We start from the raw sequence: 24,489 nt of genomic DNA, 5'->3' as shown, positions 1-24,489 counted from the left end.
ACACGCCGATGAGTGGTGACTACAGCAGAGACAGTTTCGATGCCCTGCGGGATTATGCCGGGGTGTTCCTTCAGCAAGGTCGTGCAGTTCTGGACAGCGACTGGAACGAGATGGTCGAGATGTTCGAGCGGCGGATCCGGGCGGGCACCGTAGATACCATTGGACGTGCCGTGGTGCCGCGGGAGACGATGACGGGTTTCGAGATCCGGTTTACGGATGACGGTGGGTTGGAAATCGGACGAGGGCGAAAGTATCTGCATGGGCTGCTGCTCGAGTGCCACGGGGTTGCGAATTTTACGGACGAGGCACCCGCGTTGCCCGATCCTGTATTTGATCGAAGCAGGCCCAACACGACCAATGACGATCTTGGCGACCCCGAAGGGGTGCTGGACGAGTTGATCTCGCCCGAAGAAGGGGATTTCGTCAATTACCTCAACCAGCCCTACTGGCCGACGCCAGTAGATTTGCCCATCGGCGGCACGGCACTGGCTTACGTGGTGGCTTGGCAACGGGAGGTGACGCCGATCGAGCGGCCAGATCTATTGGAGCCCGCTCTGGGGGGCGTCGATACGACAACGCGCTGGCAGACAGTTTGGCAGGTGCGCACGTTCGATGTGCCGCGGGCGACCAACTGCCAGACTCCGGACGAAGATATCCCCGGGTGGGAGGCGGAGATCGCCCCCTCGACGGCGCGGTTGACGACCGGGACAGTAGATGTGGAAGACCCGGAGGATCCGTGCCTGGTACCACCGACAGACGGGTATTCGGGGATCGAGAACCAGCTTTACCGTGTCGAGTTGCACTCTGTTGGCGAGGTGGATGAAAACGGGAATCCGCCAGATCAGGAGGATGCGCGATTCAAGTTCAGTCGGGAGAACGCCTCGGTCGTGAGCGCTGTCGAGAGCATCGGCAGCACAAATGAGAGCGTCGTGTTGAATCGGATCGGACGGGATGAGATCTTGCGGTTTCGCGAAGGCGATTGGGTGGAGCTGACAGACGATCACAGGGAGTTCAACCACCGTTCCGGCGTGATGCTAAGGGTTGCGGTGGTGAATGCCGAAACGCGAGAGATCGAATTCGAGGCAGCCATCGACGCGGATGTGGAGAATGCGGATTTGGTGCCCTCAGGCGCGGGCGATGATACGGTCGCTGTGCGCCGCACGCGGCTGGTCCGCTGGGATCAGAGGGGGGTGATCCGAGAGACGGACGGGGCGGAATGGGTCGATCTCGATGCGCCGGGTTCCGACGGGCTGATCCCGGTGCCGCCAGCGGGCACTGTTCTGGTGCTGGAATCAGGAATCACGGTTGAGTTTTCGACGGCGGATGCAACAGGCCGCTTTCGCGAGATGGACTACTGGCGCTTCGAGGCTCGGACGGCTGGCACGCAGATCAACGAGCTGCAGACAGCACCTCCAGAGGGCATCCAACGACACTACTGCCGACTCGCCGTTGTGCGTTTCCCGACGGCGGCGGCGGGCGGGTTGGTGCTCGATTGCCGAGTGTTCTGGCCGCCGGCATTCGAGGGGGGCGATACGGAAGTTGAGGGATGCTTTTGCACCGTCTGCGTGACGGCCGAAGAACACAATTCTGGTTCATTGACCATTCAGGATGCGATCAATCAGGTGGAGGCGGCAGGGGGCACGGTATGCCTTGAGGCTGGCAACTACCTTCTTGGCGATCCCATTGTGATAACCAACCGCAACGCAGTGAAGCTGACGGGCCAAGGGATCGGTACAATCCTTGTCTATCAGGGGGCGGGCGGTGCCATTCAGATCGACACGGCCAACGACATCCAGTTGGAGCGCTTTTCGCTGCTGGTGGCGCCAGAGGAAGACGACTTGGGCAATATCCCCATCACGCATGGGGTGACCGCAATCAATGCAGGCCTTGTTGCGCTGCGGCGGTTGGCGGTGCTGGTGTTCAGCGACGACCCGGAAGAGCGAGTGGATCACGGGATCGCTTTTGACGGCACCCAGTTGGGCGCAAAGGTAGAGGAGTGCGTTGTGGTTGCGCCGGTGGCGTTTGGCTCGCGCTCTTCGTTCGGACTCGACGAGGATGGCGATCTGCAGTTTGCAGCTTTTGCAGAGCTGCGCGTGCTTGACAGCATTCTCTTTGGAGGGCGCTTTGGCATCCAGATCGACCGGGCGGCGATCAACATCTCGGCCGCACTTCTGTCGCGCAATCTGGTGTTCTCCAACGGAGAAGGAGTGCGGATCAACTGGGCGGAAATCCCGGCAGCAAGCCTTTCGATAGAGACAAGCACCGTCGTCTCTGATGCTGCGGCAATGGTACTGGGTGCCAATACGACGCGGGTGCAGGATTGCGAGATCTCAGGCGGGGATGAGGCAGGAGACGGTATCCGGCTGTTGCCCAATCTTGTGCCCGAGGCAACAACGGACGCACAGATCATCGGCAACACGATCTTCGAGCTTTCGGGGGCGGGCATTCGCATCGCCGGGCTGCATGATACGCTGCTGATCAAACGCAACATCATCCGGGATTGCGCGGAAGCCGGGATTGCGACGACGGCGGACGCGGAGATCCGACACATCGCCATCGACAACAATATGATCGAGGAAGTGAGCGGGACGGGTGCACAGTTTGGCGCTGCGGGCATTCTGCTGACGGCCGCGGCGTCCGGCCAGATTATCGGCAATTCGGTGCGGGCTGTGGGCCAGACGGGTGCTGGCCAAGAGAGCTTCGCCGGGATCGCTATCCAAGGGAGCGGGAGCGTGGACATCGCGCACAACTCCATCTCGGAGATCGGGCCACGCGATCCGGGACCGCGGACGTTCGGGATACTTGCTGCGTCGCCGTTCTTCGGGCTGACGATTTCGGACAACCGGATCGTCGAGATCGAGGATGATGTGGGGCCGAACGACATCGTCAACTGGCGGGCTATCCAAGTCGGGCGGTTCGACGCGGATATCGGTGCTGAGATCGGGACGCTTGCCACGGGGTTCGTGGCTGTCGCGCCAACGGTAGCACGTGAGGCGCTGGCTTTTGTGGCTGTCGAAGGAACGATGTTTCGCGCCTCGGCGGCGCGATTTACGGTCGCTTCGCGCAACCTGCCGAGCCAGATTTCGGTGAAGGGCAATCAAGTGCGGAGCAACCGGCAATTGCTGGGTCCTTTGGTCTCGCTTGTTGATCCGGGCGCGCGCAGCCTCGACTTCAGCCAGAACCAGTGCGATCTGCAAAGCGGAGGTGGACTTTCTGAGGTCGTCCTGATCGGTTCGCAGCGGCTTTCTGCAGGTTCCAACACGGTGACGCATCAGACAGATGCGCTTTCCATGCGGCTGGCCACAGGGGCCGCGGGCGCGGCGACGCCGATCGGCAATATCACGACTGCGGGCATTCAGTTGAACGGTGGCGGTCTTCCGGCACCGTTTTCGGCGCTGAACCTGCAAGCTTAGAGAAGGGAGAGAGGCGATGCCGACACGAATAGCGACATTGGGGCGGGAACGCCGGATCGCGACGCTCGCGCGGCGGGTGTTCGATATAGAGGGGGGCCCACGGGGAGAGGCGCAGCGCCGGGCGGAAATGGCGCTGTTGCGAGCCAATCCGCAGTTGGCGACGGAGGCGGGGTTTCGCCCCGGCGCCGCTATTGTCGTGCCAACTGTAGCAGGGCTGAGGCCGACAGAGGCCGTATCAATGGCGCAGGCGGATGCGCGCGGATTGACGGAGGAAGCTCGGCTGCGATTGCAGACAGGGAGCGCCGTAATCACATCTCGCTTTGCACTTTCAGAGCAACGATCGAAAGCGTTGCGGGCACAGCTTTCCAGCAGAGCGTTTCGCCAAGAGGTGAAGGAGGCTTTGCCCGAAGCGCTGCCCCTCGCCGAGGCGGCGAGTGCACGGCTGGAGGAGGAACAGGCCACGAACCGGGAGCGCAGTGCAGCGTTTCAGGCCGGGATCGAGCAGGCTTTGGATGCTGTGCAAGCACTGCAGGATCTGGCCGAGCAGGAGCAGAACAGCTAAGCCAGTCGGCAGGCGTGGTTGCGGCGTAGTTTTTCCGTGACGACATTGCCTGTCATGCGGCTAGGCTCAGGATTCATAACCAAAATATGAAAGCTGCAGCGCGTGCGATTGCGGAGAGGAAGACGGTTGGGGATCTGTCGTACCGCGTCGCGACACACCTCCAGTCCTTGATCCTGCGCAGCATTCTTTCAATCCGGTTACGTCGTTTATGGCGGCGCTTATCATATTTGACGGTTTTCCTGCGCGACTTGGCTCCGGAGTGCAAGGCTTTGTGCCCTTTTCTATAAGGGCCTCGCGGCACCAGTCAGCGTCGTATTCTCTATCAGCAAGCAGCCATTCAGCTTCTGGCAAGCCGCTCATTTGGGGGGAGTGGAAAGAACGTGGGGATTGACCGGACCGCGAGGTAACCTTCTGGGAAAGCGACCGGAGGGCTAGCGATGAAAATTCGTTTTAGGGTTGGGACCGAGTTCGGCTGGGGCGAGACATGGTCGCATGATTTGGGCAATGTGGAGTGCGACTCGGTCGGGGTGTGATTGTGCAGCTGCGGTAGCCGGTAGTCGTCAAGCGCCTTCTGTTTTTGGTGTGCGGTGTATGCGCACTGCTTTGGCGAGTTCCGGCACGATGATGAGCGGGGCGGCAAGCAGGCAGATGATTGACCAGTGTTCAATCCCGAGCGGGACGGTGCGCAGAAGCGTTTGCAGCGGCGGCCAGTAGACAGCCGCCAGTTGCAAGCTGACGCTGATGGTGAATGCGATCACAAGGATCGGATTTGAGAACCATCCAATTGTGGTTGTGGGCCGCGTGAGAGAGCGGAATGCGAACACGCTTACCTTTTCGAAGATCAGCATGGCGGTAAAGGCTGTAGTACGGGCGATGTCTACGCCGTGGGGCAAAAATGTGTAGAAAATCCATAAGCTTGCGGTGGCGGTGTAGAGCCCGAAGGTGACAATTAGTGCAAAGCCTGCCCGCCCGAGGATGGCCTCGCTTGGTTTGCGTGGCGGGCGCCGCATCTGGTCGGGTTCTTCCTTCTCCAACCCCAGGGCCACGGCAGTGATACTGTCGGTGATCAGGTTCATCCACAGGATCTGTGTGGCCAGGAAGATCAGTGGCCCGCCGATAATGAGGTTAACCATGATCGCCAGCACCTCGCCCGCGTTGGAGGACATGAGGTAACGGACGAACTTGCGCACGTTTTCGAACTGCCTTCGGCCTTCGGCGACGGCATTCACAATGGTGGAAAAGTCATCATCCAGCAGGATCAGATCGGCTGCACTCTTGGACACCTCAGTGCCTCGAATGCCCATGGCGACGCCGATATTTGCTTGCTTCAGGGCGGGCGCATCATTTACTCCGTCGCCCGTCATGGCAACAATCTGATCTTTGCTTTGAAGGGCTTTGACGATGCGCAGTTTGTGTTCGGGCCGGGTGCGGGCAAAAAGCACATCGTCTTGGAGCCTTTCAGCCAGTGCACCGTCATCCATGGTGTCAATTTCATGCCCTTCAATCAGATCAGGTGTTCCCAATCCGATCTTGTCCGCCACGGCAGCAGCAGTGATTGCGCCGTCGCCGGTGATCATGATCACCCGGATGCCTGCGTTGCGGGCAAGGCGCAGGGCTGACTCGATCTCTGCCCGTGGTGGGTCAATCATACCGACCAGGCCCAAAAAGGTGAGGTTTGTCTCTGATGTGTCTTTGCCGTCAGTTTCGCGTATGGCCAACGCGAGGACGCGCAGGCCTTGGGCGGCCATGGATTGATAGGCGCCCGCAATGCGTTGTCGTGTGGATGGGCCAAGCGGGTGTTGTGTGCCGTGGGTCAGGATGCGATCGCATCGCTCAACCACGACTTCGGGCGCGCCCTTGACGAAGAGGCGGGTCCGGCCTGCATCGTTTGCCAGCACGCTCATGCGTTTGCGTTCGCTGCTGAAGGGCGTTTCCGAGATTAGGTCGGCTTGCGATACCGGGGGTGCCCACCCCTTGTAGGCGAGGGTGACAAGCGCCCCTTCGGTGGGTGCGCCGATCATCGTCCAATGCTCCCCCTCGCGGTGGAGGGACGCGTGGGTGCAGGTCAGCGCCGTTTTCAGGATTAGGGCGAGCGTCAGGTCGTCGCTCGCCCGGACGGATTTTCCACCGGTTTCGATGTGGCCCTTGGGATCATAACCTTCACCGGTGACATCATACGTGCGATCGTGGGTCCAGATTTGCGTCGCTGTCATCTGGTTTTCGGTCAGTGTGCCGGTCTTGTCGGTGCAGATCACCGAGGCTGCGCCGAGCGTTTCAACCGCTTGCAACCGGCGCGCCAGTGCGTTCTTGCGCGCCATGGCGGACGCGCCGATAGCGAGTGTGATCGTGACGACGGCGGGCAGACCTTCGGGCACCATTGCGACGGCGAGCGACAGGCCGGTCATGAACATCTCAAAAGGGCCGCGGCCTACCATCAGGCCGATGACGACAACCAGAGCGGCGATGGAAAGAGCCGCAATGCCGATCTGCTGGGCCAGTTTGCCGAGCCGGATTTGCAGATTTGTCCGCTTTTGCCCGACGCTTCCCGTCAGTTGGGCGATCTGGCCGAAGCGGGTGTGTTGGCCGATCTGAGTTACGATACCGCGGGCGCGCCCTTTGACCAAGGCGGTGCCGGCAGAAAGAAGGGTTTCATCTTCTGTGCCCCGCTCCGACTTGTCCACTGGCACCGACTCCCCCGTCAGTACGCTTTCGTCCACGCGGATTTCCATGGCTGACACGATGCGCAGATCGGCGGGTACGGCCGCCCCGGCGGCCACAACAACAAGGTCACCGGGCACAAGTTCGCGGGCGGGGATGTCAATCTCTTGCCCGTCGCGGACCACTATGGCGTGGGGCGATAGCATGGAACGCAGTGCATCCAGCGCAGTTTCGGCGCGCCATTCCTGCACAAAGCCCAGAACCGCGTTCAGCAGGAGCACAAGGGCGATGGCCAGCGCGTCAACCCGTTCGCCCAGGGCCAGTGCGATCAGGGCAGCGACCACAAGGATCACAACCAGCATGCCCCCGAATTGGCGCAAGAAGACGATCAGCGGTCCGGGTGGTTTCTGGCGTGGCAATTCGTTCCAGCCGTGCTGGGCGCGCAAAGCGTCGATCTGCTGGGCTGACAGTCCTGTGGCAGGGGCTGCGGACACGTCGGAAGCGCGCATCTTGGTTTCTCCGGGCCGGGCCCTTTCGCGCTAGCAGTGCACGGGTCCTGCGGCATTGAGAAAGATCAATCGGTGGCGACCCCGGGCACGCTAGGCTCGCCTTCATCAGTCATTGTTGGGAGATCGAAATGCCACCGAAACAGCCCGCAGGCGCAGCGCAGACCGACACATCGACAACTGCCGATGTGACCAAGATGGCCGGGGACGTCGCAGCCATGCAGGATCAGGCCGTGAAATCCATGTCGCAGATGGGGCTGGCCTGGGTCGAAGGGATGAGTGATCTGGGCAGCGAAGTGCTGTCCTTTGTTGCAGACCGGATCAAGGAAGACGTCAAGACGCAGCACAAGATGCTGCATTGCAAGGACGTCTCGGAGCTTCAGAAGATTCAGGCTGAGTTCATGCAGACCGCCATTGACCAATACACTGCCGAGACTGGAAAGCTCGTGCAGATGAGCCAGGACTTGTATGCGCCGCCAAGTGCGGACGACACCAAGAAGAGCTGAGCCCATTCCCAAAAGGATCAGCCCAAGACGTAACGCCCTGGCGCTGGTCCTTTGGTCCAGCGCTTTTTTGCAGGCGTAAACTGTTTCGAGCCGCTGTGGTCGGCCAGCCATTTGACCCATGCAGGCCACCATGAACCGTCTTCGATGGGGGCTTGGTCCATCCAGGCTTCAGCCGCGGTGTGCGGGTCGCCTTCGGTCTTTTTGCGCAACCGGTAGTGGCGGTTTCGGTGGCCCGGTTCGGAGAGCACGCCGCTGTTGTGCCCGCCAGCAGTCAGGCAAAAGGTCACATCCGTGTCGGTCAACATTTGCAGCCTGAACACAGACCGCCAAGGCGACACGTGGTCAGTTTCGGTGGCAAGGCAAAAGATGGGCACCCGCAAGTCGGTGAGCGCGACCGTCTTGCCCCCCACTTTGAACCGCCCCTTGGCCAGCTGGTTTTCCAGAAACATCTGTCGCAGGTATTCCGAATGCATCCGCGCAGGCATCCGCGTTGCATCGGCATTCCAGGCCATGAGGTCGTTCATGGGGGTGCGTTCCCCCAGTAGGTAATGGCGCACGATCCTGCTCCAAATCAGATCGGTGGAGCGGAGCATGCGGAATGCCCCTGCCATCTGGTCCGCGCGCAGGTACCCTTGGGTCGCCATGATGTCTTCGAGGAAGGCGACCTGGTTTTCATTGATAAATAGTGACAACTCACCTGGTTCGGAGAAATCCACCTGTGCGGCCAACAGCGACAAGCTATGCAAGCGCGTGTCGTGGTCCCGCGCCATTGCGGCGGCTCCCGCAGCCAGCAGCGTGCCGCCAAGGCAGTAGCCGACCGCGTGCAACGCGCCGTCGTTTTGGGGTACTATGTGGTTGATGGCGGCAAACATTCCAAGATTCAGATAGTCCTCCAAAGACAGGTCAGCGTCGCCCTTGTCCGGGTTTTTCCAAGAGATGATATACACTTCGAACCCCTGATCGCGGAGATAGGCGACCAGTGAGTTCCGCGGCGACAGATCCAGAATGTAGTATTTCATGATCCAGGCGGGCACGATCAGGATCGGTTCAGCGTGGACCTTCTTCGTCGTGGGCCGGTAGCGGATCAGTTCAATCAGCTGGTTTTGGTAGATAACGTCGCCCGGTGTGATGGCGATGGTTTCGCCCACGCGGTAGTCTGGATGCAACTTTGGGCTCTGGCTGATCAATTGGTTGAAATCCTCGATCCAGTGCTGCCAGCCCTGTGTGAAGTTCTGCCCATGTTCCGCCAGCGTCTTGTCCAGCACATCCGGGTTGGTGAGTGCGAAATTGGCGGGTGACATGGTGTCGATGATTTGCCGCGCAGCGAAGGAGACAATTCGTTGATGGGCAGGATCGACGCCGACGATGGGCGCCGTTGCCTCTTGCCACCACGTCTCTTGCAGGCTGAACCAGTGCCGCAGTTGGCTGTAGGGTGGCACGTTCCACGCGAGGCTTTGGAACCTTGGGTCGTCTGTTTCGGGGGCCTTGCCGGTCAGAAACGTGGTCCATGCCTCTGCCCCCTTGGCCCATGCGCTGAAGGCCAGTTGGATTTGCCGTTCGGGGGAGCCCACGACATGCAGCGCCCAGTCGAGCCACGCGGTGCTGAGCGCTGTGGGCGACAGCCCGCCCGTGGCCTTGCCCACGGCGCTGTGCAAGATGCGGTCGAGGTTGCGGTCAGTGCTGTCCTTGGGCACGGGCGGTCCTTTCAGAAGGTGGTGCGTTCTTTGATCAAGGCACCATCGGTGAGGTCGTCGCGGGGGTGCTCCACGATGCGGTCACCGGGCTCCAGCCCGCTTTCCACCACCGCAAAGCGTCCATTGCGCGCGCCAAGGTCGACTGGCACGCGCGTGACCCTGTCGCCGTCCGCGCGGAACGCGGCCCAATAGTCATCGGTGCGGAACGCAGCACTTAGCGGGATCAGAAGTGCGTCTTCTTCCTCGTAGGTGACGATGCGCAGGTAGACGGCGAATTCATGGCCCAGATTAGGGCGTTGTTCGGGAGGTGTAGTGATGTCGAATACGACGTCGACGCGCTGTTCTTCAATCCCGAGGGCGGAGACTTTCATGCGCGCCGCGGGCTCTACATAAGCCAATTTGGCTTGAAGCGGGGGGCCGCCCCAGCGTTCAACGGTTGCGCGGGCGTTTGGTGGCAGGCTGACCGCGTCGGATGTGAGCAGGTCCGCCACGAGTTCGATCTGGCCGGGGTCGCCGATTGTCAGCAAGCGTTCGCCCGATGTAACTGGCCGAGCGCTGACCTCGTCGATGTCCAGAACAACACCGTCGGCTGGGGCAAGAAGCGACATGCAGCACGTATCGTTTTCGCCGTTGCCCGAGGTTTCGACCAAGGCCGCCTTTGCCCGTCGCAACCCTCCTTCGGCCTGCGCGATACGGGCGTTCGCGGCCTCAAGGGCGGCATCTGTGATGGCAAAGAGCTGTTGCGCTTCCTCCAGCCGGGTGATGCTGGCCACGCCCCGTTCAACCAGTTCCGAGGTGCGATCGAAATGTGACTTCGCGAAGATGTAATCCTCCCGCGCACGGGCCAGGTCCGTTTCGGCCACGTGCAGGGCGGCTTCGGCCTCGGTGACGGCGGCTTCGGATTGCATACGGGTGCGGGCATCGAGCAACCCGGGCGAGATGGGTTCGACCAATGCGACGACCGTTTCCCCCCCTGTCACCGGATCGCCGACGCGCACGGGCGAGCGTTGGGCGACACCGGCGATGGGGGCCGACACCTCGAACACCTCTACCACGCGTGTCGTGCCGTCGGCATCGACCGTGATCTCGAAATGGCCTCTATCCACGGTGTGCAGGTCCACCGGCACGGGTTCGGGGCGGAAGGTTACATAAAGCAGACCCCCGGCGATGCCGACCCCAATCAGGCCAAGGACGATGTTGCGGCTGGTGTGGGCCATGGTGTCACTCTCTGGTTTTCATCACGGAAACAAGGTCGATGCCGTCGAGCCTGCGTCGCACAATCAGGACGGAGACAAGGGCGGCGGTCAGCACGATCAGGCTGGCAGAGGAAAACGTGGAGGCGCTGACCACGAGAGGCATGGAGTAAAGGTCGCTGGTGTAGCTTTCGGTCAGCATCTTGGCGACGCCCCAGCCAATCCACCAACCCAAGGGTTGGGCGAGGACGGCCAGCAACATGATCTCGCCCACCAGCACGAAGCCGACCTCGCCCTTGGTGAAGCCGAGGATGCGCAGGCTGGCGAGTTCACGTGCGCGCTCCGACAACTGGATGCGCGCGCCATTATAGGCGACGCCGACGGTGATCAACGTGCCGAGGATGGCGTAGATCGTGGTCGTGATCAGGATGTTTCGGCTGATCGTATCCTCGAACCCTGCCCGGTTTTCCGCCAGCATCGCGCGCCCGGCCAGCTTTGGCAGGTCTTTGAGGCTTTGTTGAAAGGCGTCGCCATGGGCCGCGTCCAGCGTAACGTTGACGATAGAGACGCGCGGGTCTTGCTGGAAAAGGCGGTTGGCGGTGGTTTGATCCATGTAAGCGCCCAGACCGAAAAACTGGGTCACAAGCTGTGTGACGGGCAGGGCGTAGGTGCCTTGATGGACTCCAAGAAACTTCACCTCGATCACGTCGCCAAGGGACGCGCCAAGCTGGGCAGCCAAACGTTCCGACAGCATGATGCCGCCGGGCGGGGCATCCACCACCTGACCGTTCGTTGACACCACGCGGCTGAGGTTCATGCCGGGGCGCCTCGCCTCGATCGTGGCGCGCTTGCGATAGTGTTCGTGACGCAGCACTGCCGTCATCACCTGCTGCCCCTCGGCCTGAAGCACGCCGGGCAGACGACGGGCCTCAACCACCACGCTCTCGTCCACGTCGTCATTGAAGAACAGGACCGCGTGCTGGCGGTTGGATTGGTAGAACGCCGTATCGATAATCAGATCGAGCGCGTCGGGAAAAAAGTTGGAGGACACCAGGATGCCCACTGCCAGTGCCATGCCCAGGATGCTTAGGCCTGCGCGCATCGGCCAGCGGACGATGCTGCGCAGGATCATCATGGTGGGCTGGCTGACGCGGATAAAGTGCAAGGCGCGATCCACCCAGCTGGTTGTGAACCGGGGCGGTGCGGGTGGTGCCATGGCCGTGGCAGGCGCCAATCGCGCCGCGACCCATGCAGCGCGCGCGGCCCCTGTGCCTGCCGCGATCAGGCCCAGCACGCCGGACAACACGTAGATGTTCCACGACACCGAATAAATCAGGTAAGGGAACTTCAGGAAATCAGCATAGAGTTTCGCGAGCTCGAAACTGAGCCAACTGCCAGCGACATAGCCGATCGACACGCCGAAGACGCCCACCAGGCTGGCAAGCAGAAGGTAGTGCATCAGAATGGCCGTATCGGAATAGCCCAGAGCCTTGAGCAGCCCGATCTCGGCCCGTTCGAGCGCCACGATCCGCCCCATCACCATGTTCACCAGAAAGATCGTGATCCCCAGAAAGATAGGCGGCAGCGTATAGGCCAGCGTGCGCAATTGCGTGATTTCCGCATCTATGAAGGCGTTGGATACCTGTTCGGTCCGATCGATGGCGCCAAGCGCGCCGTATGGTTCCAAGAAGATGTCGAGCGCGTCGATCACCGGTTCCAATCGGTAGCCCGAGCGCAGTTTGACCGACAGGTTGTTGAACGCCCCCGTTCGGTCCAGAGCCGCGGCTAGCGCCTGTTCCGGCATCCAGATCACGCCGAAGTCTTCGTCGTTGGGGATCAGGCTACCGGGGCCGATGGTGTAGATGAACTCGGGCGACAGGGCCCAGCCCGTGACCGTCAGCGTGCGTTTGGTGCCATTGAGCGTGGCGGTGAAATCGTCACCGGGCCAGAGGTTGTTCGCTTCACCAAAGGGAGCGTTCAGGACCACCGCATCGGTGGCGGTGGCATCGGGCCAATTGCCCAGCCGCAGGATCGGTTGGTTGAGGGATGTGCCGTTTTCGGGCAGCGATACGACATAGGCCACCGTGGCATCAACCTTGGCCGGAATGTCCAGCGTCGCGTAGGTGGTAACGCGCGGCTCGATGGACGCGACCCCGTCGATATTGCGGATAATATCGAGCATCGTGTTCGGCGCCCGGTTCACGTCGATGAATATGTCGGCAAAGCGGTTGCGCTCGTAATAGGTCGCGCGCGTTTCTTCGAGCGCGTCAGACATACCGAAAGACATCAGCAGCACGGCCACGCCGGCTGCCAGCACAAGTGATATGGCGATGAACTGTGACCAGAGCCTGCGGAAGTCACGGATGAGTTTGCGGTCAAGCGCCTCCATACCGTTCACCATGCGATCTCGGCTGGGTCGAGCCGAGTTTCATTCACGTCGATGTTCGCGATCTTGCCATCTTGGAACCAGATCACGCGGTGCGCCATTTTGCGGATTTCGGCCGCGTGGGTGATCACCACGGTCGAGGTGCCCAAGTCTTCGTTTACCTGTTTCAGCACTTCCAGCACTTGGATACCGGTCTTGCTGTCAAGCGCGCCGGTGGGCTCGTCACAGAGCAGGATTTCGGGCCGTTTCGCCACGGCGCGCGCGATCGCGACACGCTGTTGTTCCCCCCCTGACAGTTGGGCCGGGAAGTGGTCCATCCGGTGCGTCAGGCCGACAAGGTCCAGGGCCTCTTCGGGCCGCATCGGGTTTGGCGCGACATCCGTGACCAATTGCACGTTTTCGCGCGCCGTGAGGCTGGGCACGAGGTTGTAGAACTGAAAGACAAAGCCCACATGGTCTCGCCTGTAGCGGGTCAACCCCCGGTCGCGCAGATTAGTCAGTTCCAGATCGCGGAACCAAACACGGCCATCGGTAGCGTGATCCAACCCGCCCAGAATGTTCAATAGCGTGGACTTACCGCTGCCCGACGGGCCCAACAGCACGGTCAACTCGCCCGCAAAAAGTTCAAGATCCACACTATCGAGCGCGTACACCTTCACTTCTCCGGTATCGTAGACCTTGGTCAATCCGCTGGTGCGGAACACGCGTTCGGCGGGCAATTTGGTCATGCAACACCTTGTGATGCCGACGTCATCATGGCGTGGGCAAATGCGTCGAGGCGTTTGTCCGTTTCCGGAGTGTCTTCGATCTTGTTCTGAATGTTTAAGCTTGCTGCCAACCGGCGGCCCAACACCGTTTCGCAAGTTGCCACGCATTTGAGCGGTTCACCGGCCCCGCCAGACGTGGTGAGCAGGCCAACGGGTGTCGCGGTTGACGCCAGCGCATTTATGACACTGCGCGCCGGGGAGGCGGGCTGATCCGCCCAGATGGGGCAAGCCACCACGATCCAGGGTCTGTTTGCTGTAACCACATTGCCGCCGGTTAGTGGCGGCAAATGTGATCGGCCCACATCCCAGATTGCGCGCAAGATCCACAGCAGAGGTACCTTATAGCGGTCGGTTTCAATTGGTATGACCTCGGCCACCGTCCGCTGCGCAAGCGTATCCGCGGCACGGCGGGTATGTCCGGATTTCGAAAAGCACAAAATGGCTGGTGATGTGTTTGCAGACATGACTCCGGGCTCCTTGCCGGGTCGGTTTACCGCCTTGGGTGCGCAGCGCATTGAGCAATATCAATGCGAACGCGGAAACCGGATGGCACAGAACGATCAAAGCCAGTCGAGAGGAGCCGTGAGATGCCGGACACGTTACCCAAGACAATGAAAGCAGCGGTTGTGACCGAGCTTGGCAAGCCGCTCGATATCCGAGAGGTTCCAGTGCCTCAGATCGGGCCGCACGATGTGTTGGTTCGCGTACGTGCCTCGGGCGTATGCCACACTGATCTGCACGCCGCGATGGGTGACTGGCCGGTCAAACCCACTGCACCGTTCATCCCCGGTCACGAGGGCGTCGGCGAGGTGGCCGCCTTGGGTGCTGAGGTCACGCATCTTAAGGAAGGGGACCGGGTGGGCGTTCCCTGGCTGCACACGGCCTGCGGGCGATGCGAGCATTGTTCGGGGGGATGGGAGACCTTGTGCGAAAGCCAGCAGAACACCGGGTACTCGGTTGATGGCGGCTATGCCGAGTTCGTGCGCGCAGATGCTGACTATGTTGGCCAGTTGCCCTCTGCGCTGGAATTCGGCACTGCCTCGCCCGTGCTATGTGCGGGTGTAACTGTCTATAAGGGTCTCAAGGAGACAGAGGCGCGCCCGGGTCAGTGGGTGGCAATCAGCGGCATTGGCGGGCTGGGTCACATGGCTGTGCAATACGCCAAGGCCATGGGTATGCACGTGGTCGCGGTGGATATCGCGGATGACAAGCTGGCCCTTGCAAAATCACTGGGCGCAGACGTAACCATCAACGCCGCCGTCACCGATCCGGTCAAAGAGGTAACCGACCATCTGGGCGGTGTGCATGGGGCGTTGGTGACCGCCGTCAACACCCAGGCCTTTGCACAGGCCACCGGCATGTTGCGGCGGCATGGCACGATGAGCCTTGTGGGCTTGCCGCCCGGATCGTTTCCCTTGCCGATATTCGACGTGGTGTTGAAGCGCCTGACAATTCGCGGTTCCATCGTGGGCACGCGGCTGGATTTGACGGAGTCGCTGAGCCTCGCGGCAGATGGTCATGTTGCGACGCATTTCGAATGGGACAGGCTTGAGAACATCAATGCGATCTTCGACCGGATGAAGGCTGGACAAATCACGGGGCGCACTGTGCTGGAGATTTGATCAAGACTGGACCACGCTTGACGTTGATGTCTGGACTGGCATTGCGGCGATCAGTCTGCTGAGCGTCTCCACCTTCATCGGCTTCGAGGACATGGTGAATGTCGCCGAAGACGAGAGTGTCACTGCCAATGCGGGCGCCTTCTATTTCCACACTTTGCGTGGCCTTGATCAATCTGAGCTTCAGCGCGCGCTTGCCGCTTGGCGGCCTTATCACTCTCTAACCTGGGCATGGACGCCACGGATGTTGAGATAAATCAAAGGCCGCGCGCGGCGCGCCCACTAGGGTGAAGTCCAATTCAGGAGAGGCGAGCAAAAATGACATCCACAATGAGAATGGTTTACGGACTGCTGGCCGCAGTCAGCCTGATGGCCTGCGCACCGGACAACGGGGAACCTGATCTGAGCGCTACCCGTGGTGAAAAGCTCTATTTCCAGAAATGCGCTTCGTGTCACGGGGTCGATGGCAAGGGCGGTAGCGCGCCCGACCTGACCACGTTGTCTGCGCAAAACAGGGGCATCTTCCCCCGGAATTTCGTAATGAGCGTCATTGATGGTTTCAATCGACGCGATCACCCCAACTCTGTTATGCCTGAGTTCGGAAACGAAGACTTGGGACCGACTGTTCAGGTCGAGGATGGGGGGGCGACCACACCGACACCATCCGATCTGATTGCTCTGGCGGCCTATCTGGAAAGTATTCAGAGGTAGCGGTCAGCCTTTGCCGAATTGTGCGATCTGCGCCAGCGCGTTTTGCTGCAGTGCAACTTCCCTCTGTGACGCACGCACGATCCCTTCAAGAGTCTCGTAGCCTTCAAGTTCGGTTTTGAGGTCCTGCGTGCGCCAGCCCAGTTCGACATACCGGGCTTCGATCATGTTTCGAAGGCGGTGTGATCTGTTAGTGTTCAGTCCCCGTTTGTCAGTGAAGCATTGCTGGTCCCGTCTTGACTGCCGCCAGTGCTTGAATACGTGCAGTCAAAGCGTCGAAGAACAGGCTCCGGAACGCGCGATGGCGCTTCAGAACGGAGGCGCACACGTCGTAAGTCATGCTGAGCATCCGCAGATCGCGTGTAGCATAGGCGCAAGTGTTGCGCACATCTGCCTGAAGGATCACGGTTGGTCCTGAAAGCTCGACCACAAATCCGCATCGCCACGCCGCGCGCAAGTCACCCGTGAGCACAATTGCAAGGTCGGCATGGTCTTCGAGGGTCATGCGTCGGCCGCATTCAACAGCATCCATCAGAACGTCGCCGTATGGCTCAAATCCGCTGCCGACAAGGTAAGCCAATTCATCGGTGATATGACATGTTCCATGCATTGCGTCCGTTCCATATTCCTGTCGCATGGCTCAACTTAGGTTGCCCCATGCGGCCTGGTATTGAGAATTGTCAACGCGGTCGCGGGTCTCAGCGCAAACTGTAGTAGACCAGCATGCTTGCAACGAAACTGATCAAAACCAGCACGGAATCCAGGCCAACATTGCCAAGTCTGGGTTTGCGCCGGATGAGTAGCCCCGTCAGGAAGATGGCCGTTACAACAATTGCAAAGCCGAGTGATGTCAGCACGATCGGTGAAGTCGTGCGCAAAACGGGCCCTGAGTGAAACAGAATGTCGGCAGGAAAAACCAAGACCAGCATAATCAGATTACTGCCAAATATATTAGAAATCGCCAATGTGTACGCCCCCATGCGCACCGCAGTGATGCTTGTGGTCAACTCCGGCAGGGACGTGGCAGCCGCCAACAATGTGACACCTATGAAGCTGGTGCCAAGCCCGGATTGAATAGCCATGCTTTCTGCGCTGAGCACCAGGAGACTGCCAAAGATCAAAATCACCGCACAAGCCAGCACGGCTTGTGCGGTGAGGAGTTTCGTAGACGCTTTGGTCAGGCCGGTGGGTGCTGGAAATGGCAAGGGGTCGGGGTCAGGGAGGTCTACCGGAACCCAGTCGCTGGCTTCGTCATAGCTGCGCAGCAACCAAAGCGCGCCAGCATAGACCACAGCGAGGATCACCGAACCTGCACCCACGCCCGCAATGGCGAACGGCTCGCCCACCATCAGGATCACGATCACCAGCCCAAGCATCAGAACAAGCAGAGTCGCCTCAAGCGTGTGATTTGCTTTACGCGGGTAGTTGGTGATTGCTCCGCGCGCCCAGAAGTCCGACATCGCCAGAATCGCCGTCTGCAACGCGATACCGCCAAAAAGGTTGTTCAGAACCAGCGCTTGCGCCCCTTGCACCGCAGCCGTCAACGTTGTGGCGATTTCCGGCAGGGACGTTGCTGTGGAAAGGAACACAAGCCCCACAACGGACTTTGCCAGTTTTAAGCGATCCGACAGTGCATCCGCCAGATAGGCCAGTCGTGCTCCAGCCACCCAGACGGCAAAGGCGCTGATGGCAAAGACCAACATTGTCAAAGGCAGGCTGTTGCTGAGATATCCCATGCAGGCGGCTTAAGCGTGCCGCTTGGTGACGGGTCTGACATTTCTCAAGCCGGAGCATCTGCCGGGCTTGAGCAAAATCAACGGTGCTCTGCCACGCGTAGTTTACGCTGACCACAAGGGGACAGTCGCTATGTTTTCAAATGCCCGCACCATCATCACCATTTTTGGCTTCCATATCCGGGTCGATCCCAGTTGGGTCCTGATTGCAGGTCTGATCACTTGGAGCCTTTATCAGCACACTTTTCCCGCCGTCTTGCCCGGTCTGTCGAGCTGGACATATGCGACGATGGCTCTTCTGGGCATGCTGCTCTTTTTCGCGTCACTTGTGGGTCATGAGTTGGCACATGCGGTGACGGCCCGGCGCTTTGGGGTCGACACGCGGAACATCACGCTCTTCCTGTTCGGCGGTGTTGCCGAACTTGCGCAGGAGCCCGCCAGGGCCATGCACGAGTTCTGGATCGCGCTCGCTGGCCCGCTGATGAGCCTTGCCCTGGCCGCGATGTTTTGGACATTTGCAGTGTTGGGCGCGGTGTTGTCAGGGGTGGGTCCGGTGGTTGAGGTGTTGCACTATCTTGCGCTGATCAATTTGGTGCTCGCGATCTTCAACTTGCTGCCAGCCTTTCCACTGGATGGGGGGCGCATCTTGCGTGCGTGGTTGTGGCGGCGCAGCGGGGATATACTGGCGGCCACGGAAACCGCCGCCCAATCCGGGACAGTCCTTGCCTACGCTTTGATGGGGCTGGGTCTGCTGGGTCTGTTCCAAGGGGCGGTGGTCGCTGGTTTCTGGCAGATCCTGATTGGCTTGTTTGTTCTTGCGGCCGCGCGCAGCAGCCTTGATGTGCAGCGCACCAGGACACTGCTGGGTCCACGCGACGTGCGGGCGTTGATGACAACCGAGGTTGTGACAACGGAAGCCGGGACCAGTCTGGCCGCACTGGTCAATCAGGTGATGCTGCCAAAGCGTATCGGTTTTGTGCCTGTTGTCGAAGACGGGCAACTGCTGGGCCACATAGACACTGATGTGATCAACGGTATCGACCGCGAAAACTGGGCCAATACCACGGTGGATGACGTCTTTGTCGAATTGGATCAAGCGGTCTGCATTCCTCCGGATTTGCCCGTTCTGGATCTGATGGAACGTATTTCACGAACTGGTCAACGCAAGTTCATGGTGGTCGCAGGCAGCCTCCTGCTGGGCGTCGTTTCGCTGTCCGATCTTACCCGATACCTTGGACTGCTGGCGATGTTGGGAAAAGGGAGCAACGCAGCCGCTCCGACGCAAGCCTGGAGCGAACACTCTTGACTCAAATCATGGCGGATTGATGCATCCCGGTTAACGTGATCCTAAAATGATGGAACTCGATCCTTGGACCACAACCGCGACGCAGCCCTTCTTACCGCTCTGATGGACGCCGCCGCCGATGCAATCATCGTCGCTGACCGACACGGCGTAATGCAGCGCGTCAACCCCGCGGCAGAGCAGCTGTTCGGGTTCAGCACAAGCGTCCTTGTCGGGCAAAGCGTGAACGTGCTGATGCCCAAAGCGCTGGCGGATGTGCATGACGGGTTTATGGCACATCACCTCGAAACGGGTGAGAGGCGGATTATCGGTATCGGACGCGATGTGGAAGGGAAGCGGCAGGACGGAACGGTTTTTCCCTTACATCTGTCGGTTGGGAGCGCCGAAGTTGGCGGTGACACAGTGTTCATTGCCATTCTGCACGACCTGACGGAACGTCACGCAGCGCAAGAGGCTTTGGCCCGCTCCCAACGATTGGATGCGGTCGGTCAACTCACGGGCGGCGTTGCACATGACTTCAACAATCTACTGACTGTGATCATCGGCAATCTTGAGCTGTTGCAAATGCGCGGCGCAGACGAACGTCAGACTGGCCTGATCGACGATGCGCTAACATCTGCGGAACTGGGCGCAGACCTGACCCGGCGCCTTTTGGTCTTCGCGCGCAAGGGCGACCTGAAACCTGTCGAAGTCGATTTGCGTGCACAATGCCGCGATGCACTTGCGATCCTGAGACGCACGATCGGGGAGCGGTACCAGATCCGAACCGACTTTGCGAAGACAGTCAGCAAGGTGATGATCGACCCGGTGCAACTACAATCCGCGCTGATCAACCTCGCTCTCAATGCCCGCGATGCAATGCCCGAGGGTGGAGAGTTCCTGATCTCTGTCGCCGATATCACCATCGACGATCACTACATGGCGCAAGAGACTGATATTCAGCCGGGGCATTACGTCAGGCTGTTTGTCAGCGACGACGGCGAGGGAATGCCGCTTGAAGCCCAACGCCGCGCGTTTGAGCCGTTCTTCACGATGAAGGCCGAAAGCGGTGGCACGGGTCTCGGCCTCGCTATGGTTTATGGCTTTGTGCGGCAGTCCGGCGGCCACATCACGCTGTACAGCGAATTGGGGCATGGAACGAGCTTTGGCCTCTACTTTCCTGCGCTGCGGCCCGCCAGCACACCCCAAACGAGTGGCGAGGACAGGATGGGCAATGACCTGCCTCGCGGCACAGGCCAGGTTGTTCTGGTTGTCGAGGACAACCCCCATGTGCGCAAACTGTCCGTCGCGCGGATACGCGATTTGGGTTACCAAACACTGGAAGCGACAAGCGGAGATGACGCCTATGCCTTGTTGGGCACCGGGTTACGGGTAGATGTGCTGTTCTCTGATCTGGTGATGCCGGGATCGCTCAACGGCTATGACCTGGCCGCCAAGGTCCGCGCGGAGCATCCGCACGTCAAAATACTCCTGACATCGGGCTATGCTAGCGATGTGGTCACCGGCAAAATGGGAGCAACGGGCGAATACAGAATCCTGCACAAGCCGTATCGCCATTCGGATCTGGCCGAACGGCTTCAGGCGCTTTTGTGAAGCGTTTCAAACGGTTTGCAATCCACGTCGCAAGCAAGTGTATATCCTACGCCACGCACCGTCTTGATAAGGCGTGGGTCGGACGGGTTGCGCTCGATCTTCTTGCGTAGCCGCGCCACCTGGTTGTCGATGGTTCGGTCAAGGGGTGACCATTCCACGCCTCCAGTCAGATCCATGAGTTGGTCTCGCGACAATACCCGTTTGGGCCGTTCCAGAAAGACCTTCAGCAAGTTGAAATCACCACTGGTCAGTGCACAGTCGGAACCGGTGCGGTCCATGACCTGCATCCGATCTGGGACCGCGATTATGCCGTCAAAGTAATAGGCCGCACTGTCGGGCACAGTGGCAGGGGTAGGCGCACGCGTCTGGGCGTCGGCTTCGGCAAACTGGTGACGCCGCAGAACGGCACGAATGCGGGCGATGACCTCGCGCAGATGAAAGGGTTTTGTGATGTAATCATCCGCCCCGATTTCCAGCCCCACAACGCGGTCGATTACGTCATCCTTGCCAGTGACCATTACGATGGGCACAGTCGATACCTTGCGGATCTCGCGCGCCAGATCGAGCCCATTGTCCTGACCCAAATGAATGTCGAGGGTGATTAGGCAGGGCGCGCGGTTTTTAACATGCTCAAGCACTTCTGCACCACTTGCAGCCTCCTGAACTGCAAAACCATCATCTTCCAGCACATTTCGCAGCAAGGCGCGCACCTTGAGGTCGTCTTCCACGACCAGAATTGTCGGCTGTTTGCCCATGATCCCCTCACCGGGTTTATGCAAATGCACCACGTGCCCCCGGAAACGGTGCGCATCGGCTAGGGGAGCGTTACAATTTGATACAAAACTGTCCTGCTCAACCATACGTAAGATTACAGTCTGCGTCCAACAAGGTCCTAGGACAGCCTAGGGGGACCACAGATGTATATCACTTTGTCAGCTGAAGAACGTCCAATGCCTGCCGTTTTGGGAGGGGATGAACGTGCGCGCAAATCGCTGACCACACGACTGCCACAGGGCAAATACCTTTACCGCGAAGGGGATTTGGTCGAGCGCATTTATCAGGTGTTGACTGGTGTCGTGCGCCTGACACGGATGCTGGAAAACGGTCGGCGACAGGTGATCGCGTTCGGCTACCCCGGCGATATCATTGGTTTTCCCGCCAATGGGTGCCACCACGCCGATTGCGACGCGTTGGTCGATACCACCTTGCGCGCGTATCGCCGTGCGGCCCTCGATCACGGTGAATGCGACCCGGAATTGCATACGGCACTGTTGCAGGCTGCCTTGGGCGAAATCAGCGCCATGCAGGATCACGTCATGATGCTTGGGCTGAAATCCGCTGCCGAGAAGGTTGCGTCGTTCCTGGATGTGCTCACCCGTCGGTACGGCGAAGATTTGGGCGCCTATCGCCAGATCGAGTTGCCGATGAGCCGCAGCGACATTGCCGACTTTCTCGGCCTCACAACAGAGACGGTCAGCCGCGCGGTGACCGCCCTGCGCAAGGCCGGCGTGATCTCGCTTGAGGGGGCGCAAATGATCATCGTGCTAAAACCCGACATCCTTGCGGAGTTGTCGCAGGGTGAGGACTAGGGTGCTGCCCAGTACACGCGCATCTCCTCGGGAAGACATGCGCGGACATCCTCGACCTCACCGTGGCTGATCCTGTTGTTCAGCAGATCAAAGACGTATCTGGCATCCTCCGCTCCGCGAAACTCGGATGTATCCGTCATCGCTTCGGCAATGGTGGGTCCAAAACGCAGATCAGTGTTCGGCGTGTGCTTGGGCTGCCACCCTTCAAACATGATGCCGCGCACCAGCAACGGCAACTGCGCAGAAAACTGTGCCATCTCGTTCTCGGGCAGCCGGTCCCGCAAACACTGCAACGTGACACGCAGTAATCGCAGCGCGCTTCGTTTCGACGTATAGCCGACCCGCTCTGCCAGTTCGTTGATCCACTCGTGCGTCAGGTGCACGGTATGGTCGATCACTTCGAGACCCTGATTGGACATACAATATCCTCCTTTTCAGGTTTTGGGATTGTCTTGGTCGACCGGCTGCATATCCAAGTCGAACGCAGGATCAATATCAGGCACAAGGGCCAGGAGGGCGGCATGGGTCATGGCGCCAACACCCAGCAGAACCAGTGTGTAGTTCGCCACCCATCCGACGAAGGGGACGAAGTTCAACAAAGCGACGGCGATGATGGCGGCAGCAAAAACCGCCAAACGTGTGACGTTGTGCGGATCAATCTGCCCCCCAAGGCCAATCCAGACACGCATCGCCACCGCATAGGCACCAAGCGCATAGGCCAACGTCCAGACCAACACGATGGACAAGATCGCGACAGGCACAAACGGGATCCCCACGATTGTCAGGCCAGTCACCGGCACAGCGCCGAATAGGATCGAAAGCCCAACCACCCCCTGAAGCAAAGTGCGCCCTGGCGCCGCTCCAATGGATTTGCGCAGCCACGATACATGCCTAGGCGCAAACCCCAGCGCGATGGCACCGACCAGGACGAAGAACAGCAAGGTCACCAGAAAACCAAAGAAAACAGAGGCGAAGGTCGGGAAGATCGGCATCTCCCGTATCCCGTCCCATTCACGCAAAAGAGTGCGGCCCGTCAGGGGTTCAAACGTGACGCGCGCGGCTGGAGCCACACGCTCCGGTACGTCCATTCTGGTGTCGGTTGTGTATTTCAGGCGACCCGCGACCACGGCCTTGGGCCCGAAGCGGAGTGTTTTGGCCAAAACCAGCGCGTCACCCGTCACGGGCGCATTCAGCAGTACATCACGTCCTGAAACGGACAGCGCACCGTCAATCGGCCCGTCCACAATGACCGTCGCCCCTGCAAGCCGCGCATTGCCACCAACACGTGATGTTGTATCCGTTCGAACGGTAAACCCTGCAGCAGTCAGATCTTGCCCCACCGTGCCCTTCAGCGTCACGGTCGCCCCAGCGGCATAGGCGTCTTCGCCCACATCAGCCTCAATCAGGACGTCAAAGCCTGCAACATGAAAGTCTTCATTGGCCTGGCCCAGCACCGTCGTAGACCGCCCCGCAACGAAGGCATCACCGGATACCTCCAGCGTTTGGGTAATGGTCTCGCCCGATACAAACGTGTCGCCCCCATGTTCGGTCACCACCGTCTCGGCGCTACCCGTCGAAACGCACAGAGCAAAACCGATCAGCACAGCTGGTAAATAAGTCTTTCGCATCTCAACCGCTCCCTTTCTGCAGCGACTGGATACAGCGCGTTCCTGAATTCCGATTGACAACGATCAATCGGGACCCGTGCCGATTTGCTAGTTTAGGAGGGCAGAAAACAAATGAACCAGAAAGGAGACCCATGGTGTCCAAGCCGAACCTTCCCACCCAAACGGGCAGCTTCTACCCGCCTTTTTTTCAATCTTTCCAAAAAGAAATGGCACAGATGCTTGACCATCTGCGTGGCACAGCGACCCCGCAACCGACCGAGGGTTTCTTTTCCAGCGGTAGCATGCTCGTGCCCGCTATCGATGTGGCCGAAACCGACACGGGGCTGGAAATCAGCGCCGACATTCCCGGCGTGAGCGAGGAGAACCTGGACGTCACAGTTCAGGGCGATACGCTTGTCATCAAGGGCGAGAAAAGCACCAACAAGGAGGAAAAGGAAAAAGACTTTCACCTTGTCGAGCGTCGCCATGGCAGCTTCCGCCGGCACATTCCGCTGGGGTTTGTCCCGGACAAAGGCGCGGTCGCGGCTGACTTCTCGAACGGTGTTCTCACATTGAAAATCGACCGTCCCGAAAACGCGACGACCGGCGTTCAAAAGGTCGACATCAAAACATCATAGAGCACTCGGCCCGG

Annotated in this window: 21 protein-coding genes and 1 pseudogene; 9 read left to right on the top strand and 13 right to left on the bottom strand. The window is 59.8% G+C overall.

The annotated features are described in order from the left end of the window. The first annotated feature begins 8 nt into the window (after positions 1 to 8). Positions 9 to 3,413 (top strand): DUF6519 domain-containing protein, encoded by a 3,405-nt coding sequence (locus AC53L6_RS07320; RefSeq protein WP_496907358.1) that lies wholly within the window; start codon positions 9 to 11, stop codon positions 3,411 to 3,413. A 16-nt stretch (positions 3,414 to 3,429) separates the two neighbouring features. After that, positions 3,430 to 3,975, top strand: coding sequence for a hypothetical protein (locus tag AC53L6_RS07315; protein ID WP_496907357.1), 546 nt, complete (start codon positions 3,430 to 3,432; stop codon positions 3,973 to 3,975). A gap of 73 nt (positions 3,976 to 4,048) precedes the next feature. On the opposite strand, the pseudogene AC53L6_RS07310 reads toward AC53L6_RS07315, so the two are convergent. Next, positions 4,049 to 4,335: pseudogene (locus tag AC53L6_RS07310) on the bottom strand (transposase); the annotation flags it as partial. Between the two features lie 200 nt (positions 4,336 to 4,535). Then, on the bottom strand, positions 4,536 to 7,142 hold the full coding sequence (locus tag AC53L6_RS07305; protein WP_496907356.1) for a cation-translocating P-type ATPase: 2,607 nt from the start codon (positions 7,140 to 7,142) through the stop codon (positions 4,536 to 4,538). A gap of 128 nt (positions 7,143 to 7,270) precedes the next feature. Between AC53L6_RS07305 and AC53L6_RS07300 the strand changes: the two genes are divergently transcribed. Further along, positions 7,271 to 7,645 (top strand): phasin family protein, encoded by a 375-nt coding sequence (locus AC53L6_RS07300; RefSeq protein WP_299747599.1) that lies wholly within the window; start codon positions 7,271 to 7,273, stop codon positions 7,643 to 7,645. Positions 7,646 to 7,662: 17 nt separating this feature from the next. Here AC53L6_RS07300 and AC53L6_RS07295 read toward each other — a convergent pair whose 3' ends face one another. Genes AC53L6_RS07295 through AC53L6_RS07275 form a run of 5 tightly spaced genes read right to left on the bottom strand, consistent with a single transcriptional unit; the run spans position 7,663 to position 14,149 of the window. Next, the gene (locus AC53L6_RS07295) at positions 7,663 to 9,339 is read right to left on the bottom strand and encodes a PHA/PHB synthase family protein (RefSeq protein WP_496907355.1); all 1,677 of its coding nucleotides are present in this window, start codon (positions 9,337 to 9,339) and stop codon (positions 7,663 to 7,665) included. Positions 9,340 to 9,350: 11 nt separating this feature from the next. Continuing rightward, positions 9,351 to 10,556 (bottom strand): efflux RND transporter periplasmic adaptor subunit, encoded by a 1,206-nt coding sequence (locus AC53L6_RS07290; RefSeq protein ID WP_496907354.1) that lies wholly within the window; start codon positions 10,554 to 10,556, stop codon positions 9,351 to 9,353. Positions 10,557 to 10,560: 4 nt separating this feature from the next. Further along, positions 10,561 to 12,933, bottom strand: a complete 2,373-nt coding sequence (locus tag AC53L6_RS07285) for an ABC transporter permease (protein ID WP_496907353.1) — start codon at positions 12,931 to 12,933, stop codon at positions 10,561 to 10,563. Continuing rightward, entirely contained in the window at positions 12,927 to 13,646 is a 720-nt protein-coding gene (locus AC53L6_RS07280; protein ID WP_496907352.1) for an ABC transporter ATP-binding protein, read from the bottom strand. Before AC53L6_RS07280 ends, AC53L6_RS07285 begins: the two co-directional genes overlap by 7 nt. Then, complete coding sequence (locus AC53L6_RS07275; protein WP_299210333.1) at positions 13,643 to 14,149, bottom strand: hypothetical protein; 507 nt, start codon at positions 14,147 to 14,149, stop codon at positions 13,643 to 13,645. Before AC53L6_RS07275 ends, AC53L6_RS07280 begins: the two co-directional genes overlap by 4 nt. A gap of 123 nt (positions 14,150 to 14,272) precedes the next feature. Between AC53L6_RS07275 and adhP the strand changes: the two genes are divergently transcribed. Then, positions 14,273 to 15,307 carry an alcohol dehydrogenase AdhP gene (adhP, locus tag AC53L6_RS07270; RefSeq protein WP_496907351.1) on the top strand — a complete coding sequence of 345 codons (1,035 nt, stop codon included), beginning with the start codon at positions 14,273 to 14,275 and terminating at the stop codon, positions 15,305 to 15,307. Positions 15,308 to 15,622: 315 nt separating this feature from the next. After that, a complete protein-coding gene (locus AC53L6_RS07265) occupies positions 15,623 to 16,015 on the top strand; it encodes a c-type cytochrome (RefSeq protein WP_299210327.1) in 393 nt (130 codons plus the stop codon). A 3-nt stretch (positions 16,016 to 16,018) separates the two neighbouring features. On the opposite strand, the gene AC53L6_RS07260 is transcribed toward AC53L6_RS07265, so the two are convergent. From AC53L6_RS07260 to AC53L6_RS07250, 3 genes are all read right to left on the bottom strand, one after another. Continuing rightward, positions 16,019 to 16,180: a hypothetical protein gene (locus tag AC53L6_RS07260; protein ID WP_496907350.1), complete on the bottom strand. Its 162-nt coding sequence runs from the start codon at positions 16,178 to 16,180 to the stop codon at positions 16,019 to 16,021. A 43-nt stretch (positions 16,181 to 16,223) separates the two neighbouring features. Continuing rightward, complete coding sequence (locus AC53L6_RS07255) at positions 16,224 to 16,622, bottom strand: hypothetical protein (protein ID WP_299210323.1); 399 nt, start codon at positions 16,620 to 16,622, stop codon at positions 16,224 to 16,226. Positions 16,623 to 16,710: 88 nt separating this feature from the next. Next, complete coding sequence (locus AC53L6_RS07250) at positions 16,711 to 17,748, bottom strand: sodium:calcium antiporter (protein WP_496907349.1); 1,038 nt, start codon at positions 17,746 to 17,748, stop codon at positions 16,711 to 16,713. A gap of 130 nt (positions 17,749 to 17,878) precedes the next feature. On the opposite strand from AC53L6_RS07250, the gene AC53L6_RS07245 reads away from it, so the two are divergent. Together AC53L6_RS07245 and AC53L6_RS07240 are read left to right on the top strand one after the other, a co-directional pair. Continuing rightward, positions 17,879 to 19,051 carry a site-2 protease family protein gene (locus AC53L6_RS07245; RefSeq protein WP_496907348.1) on the top strand — a complete coding sequence of 391 codons (1,173 nt, stop codon included), beginning with the start codon at positions 17,879 to 17,881 and terminating at the stop codon, positions 19,049 to 19,051. A gap of 63 nt (positions 19,052 to 19,114) precedes the next feature. Further along, entirely contained in the window at positions 19,115 to 20,641 is a 1,527-nt protein-coding gene (locus AC53L6_RS07240; protein WP_496907347.1) for a PAS domain S-box protein, read from the top strand. Here AC53L6_RS07240 and AC53L6_RS07235 read toward each other — a convergent pair. Then, a complete protein-coding gene (locus AC53L6_RS07235) occupies positions 20,626 to 21,396 on the bottom strand; it encodes a response regulator (RefSeq protein ID WP_496907346.1) in 771 nt (256 codons plus the stop codon). The genes AC53L6_RS07240 and AC53L6_RS07235 overlap by 16 nt on opposite strands. Before the next feature lie 162 nt (positions 21,397 to 21,558). Between AC53L6_RS07235 and AC53L6_RS07230 the strand changes: the two genes are divergently transcribed. Next, positions 21,559 to 22,230: a helix-turn-helix domain-containing protein gene (locus AC53L6_RS07230; RefSeq protein ID WP_496907345.1), complete on the top strand. Its 672-nt coding sequence runs from the start codon at positions 21,559 to 21,561 to the stop codon at positions 22,228 to 22,230. Here the strand turns inward: AC53L6_RS07230 and AC53L6_RS07225 are convergent. Together AC53L6_RS07225 and AC53L6_RS07220 are read right to left on the bottom strand one after the other, a co-directional pair. Continuing rightward, positions 22,227 to 22,649, bottom strand: coding sequence for a DUF2267 domain-containing protein (locus AC53L6_RS07225; protein ID WP_299605038.1), 423 nt, complete (start codon positions 22,647 to 22,649; stop codon positions 22,227 to 22,229). The genes AC53L6_RS07230 and AC53L6_RS07225 overlap by 4 nt on opposite strands. 15 nt (positions 22,650 to 22,664) lie before the next feature. After that, positions 22,665 to 23,858 carry a DUF8173 domain-containing protein gene (locus AC53L6_RS07220; RefSeq protein ID WP_496907344.1) on the bottom strand — a complete coding sequence of 398 codons (1,194 nt, stop codon included), beginning with the start codon at positions 23,856 to 23,858 and terminating at the stop codon, positions 22,665 to 22,667. A gap of 53 nt (positions 23,859 to 23,911) precedes the next feature. Here AC53L6_RS07220 and AC53L6_RS07215 point away from each other — a divergent pair, with 53 nt between their 5' ends. Further along, on the top strand, positions 23,912 to 24,475 hold the full coding sequence (locus tag AC53L6_RS07215; RefSeq protein WP_496907343.1) for an Hsp20/alpha crystallin family protein: 564 nt from the start codon (positions 23,912 to 23,914) through the stop codon (positions 24,473 to 24,475). The last annotated feature ends 14 nt before the right edge of the window (positions 24,476 to 24,489 follow it).

The sequence above is a fragment of the Tateyamaria sp. LSS28 genome (genome assembly GCF_059611725.1).
The sequence above is the reverse complement of the archived record's forward strand: the minus strand, read 5'-3'. Positions and strand labels throughout refer to the sequence as shown.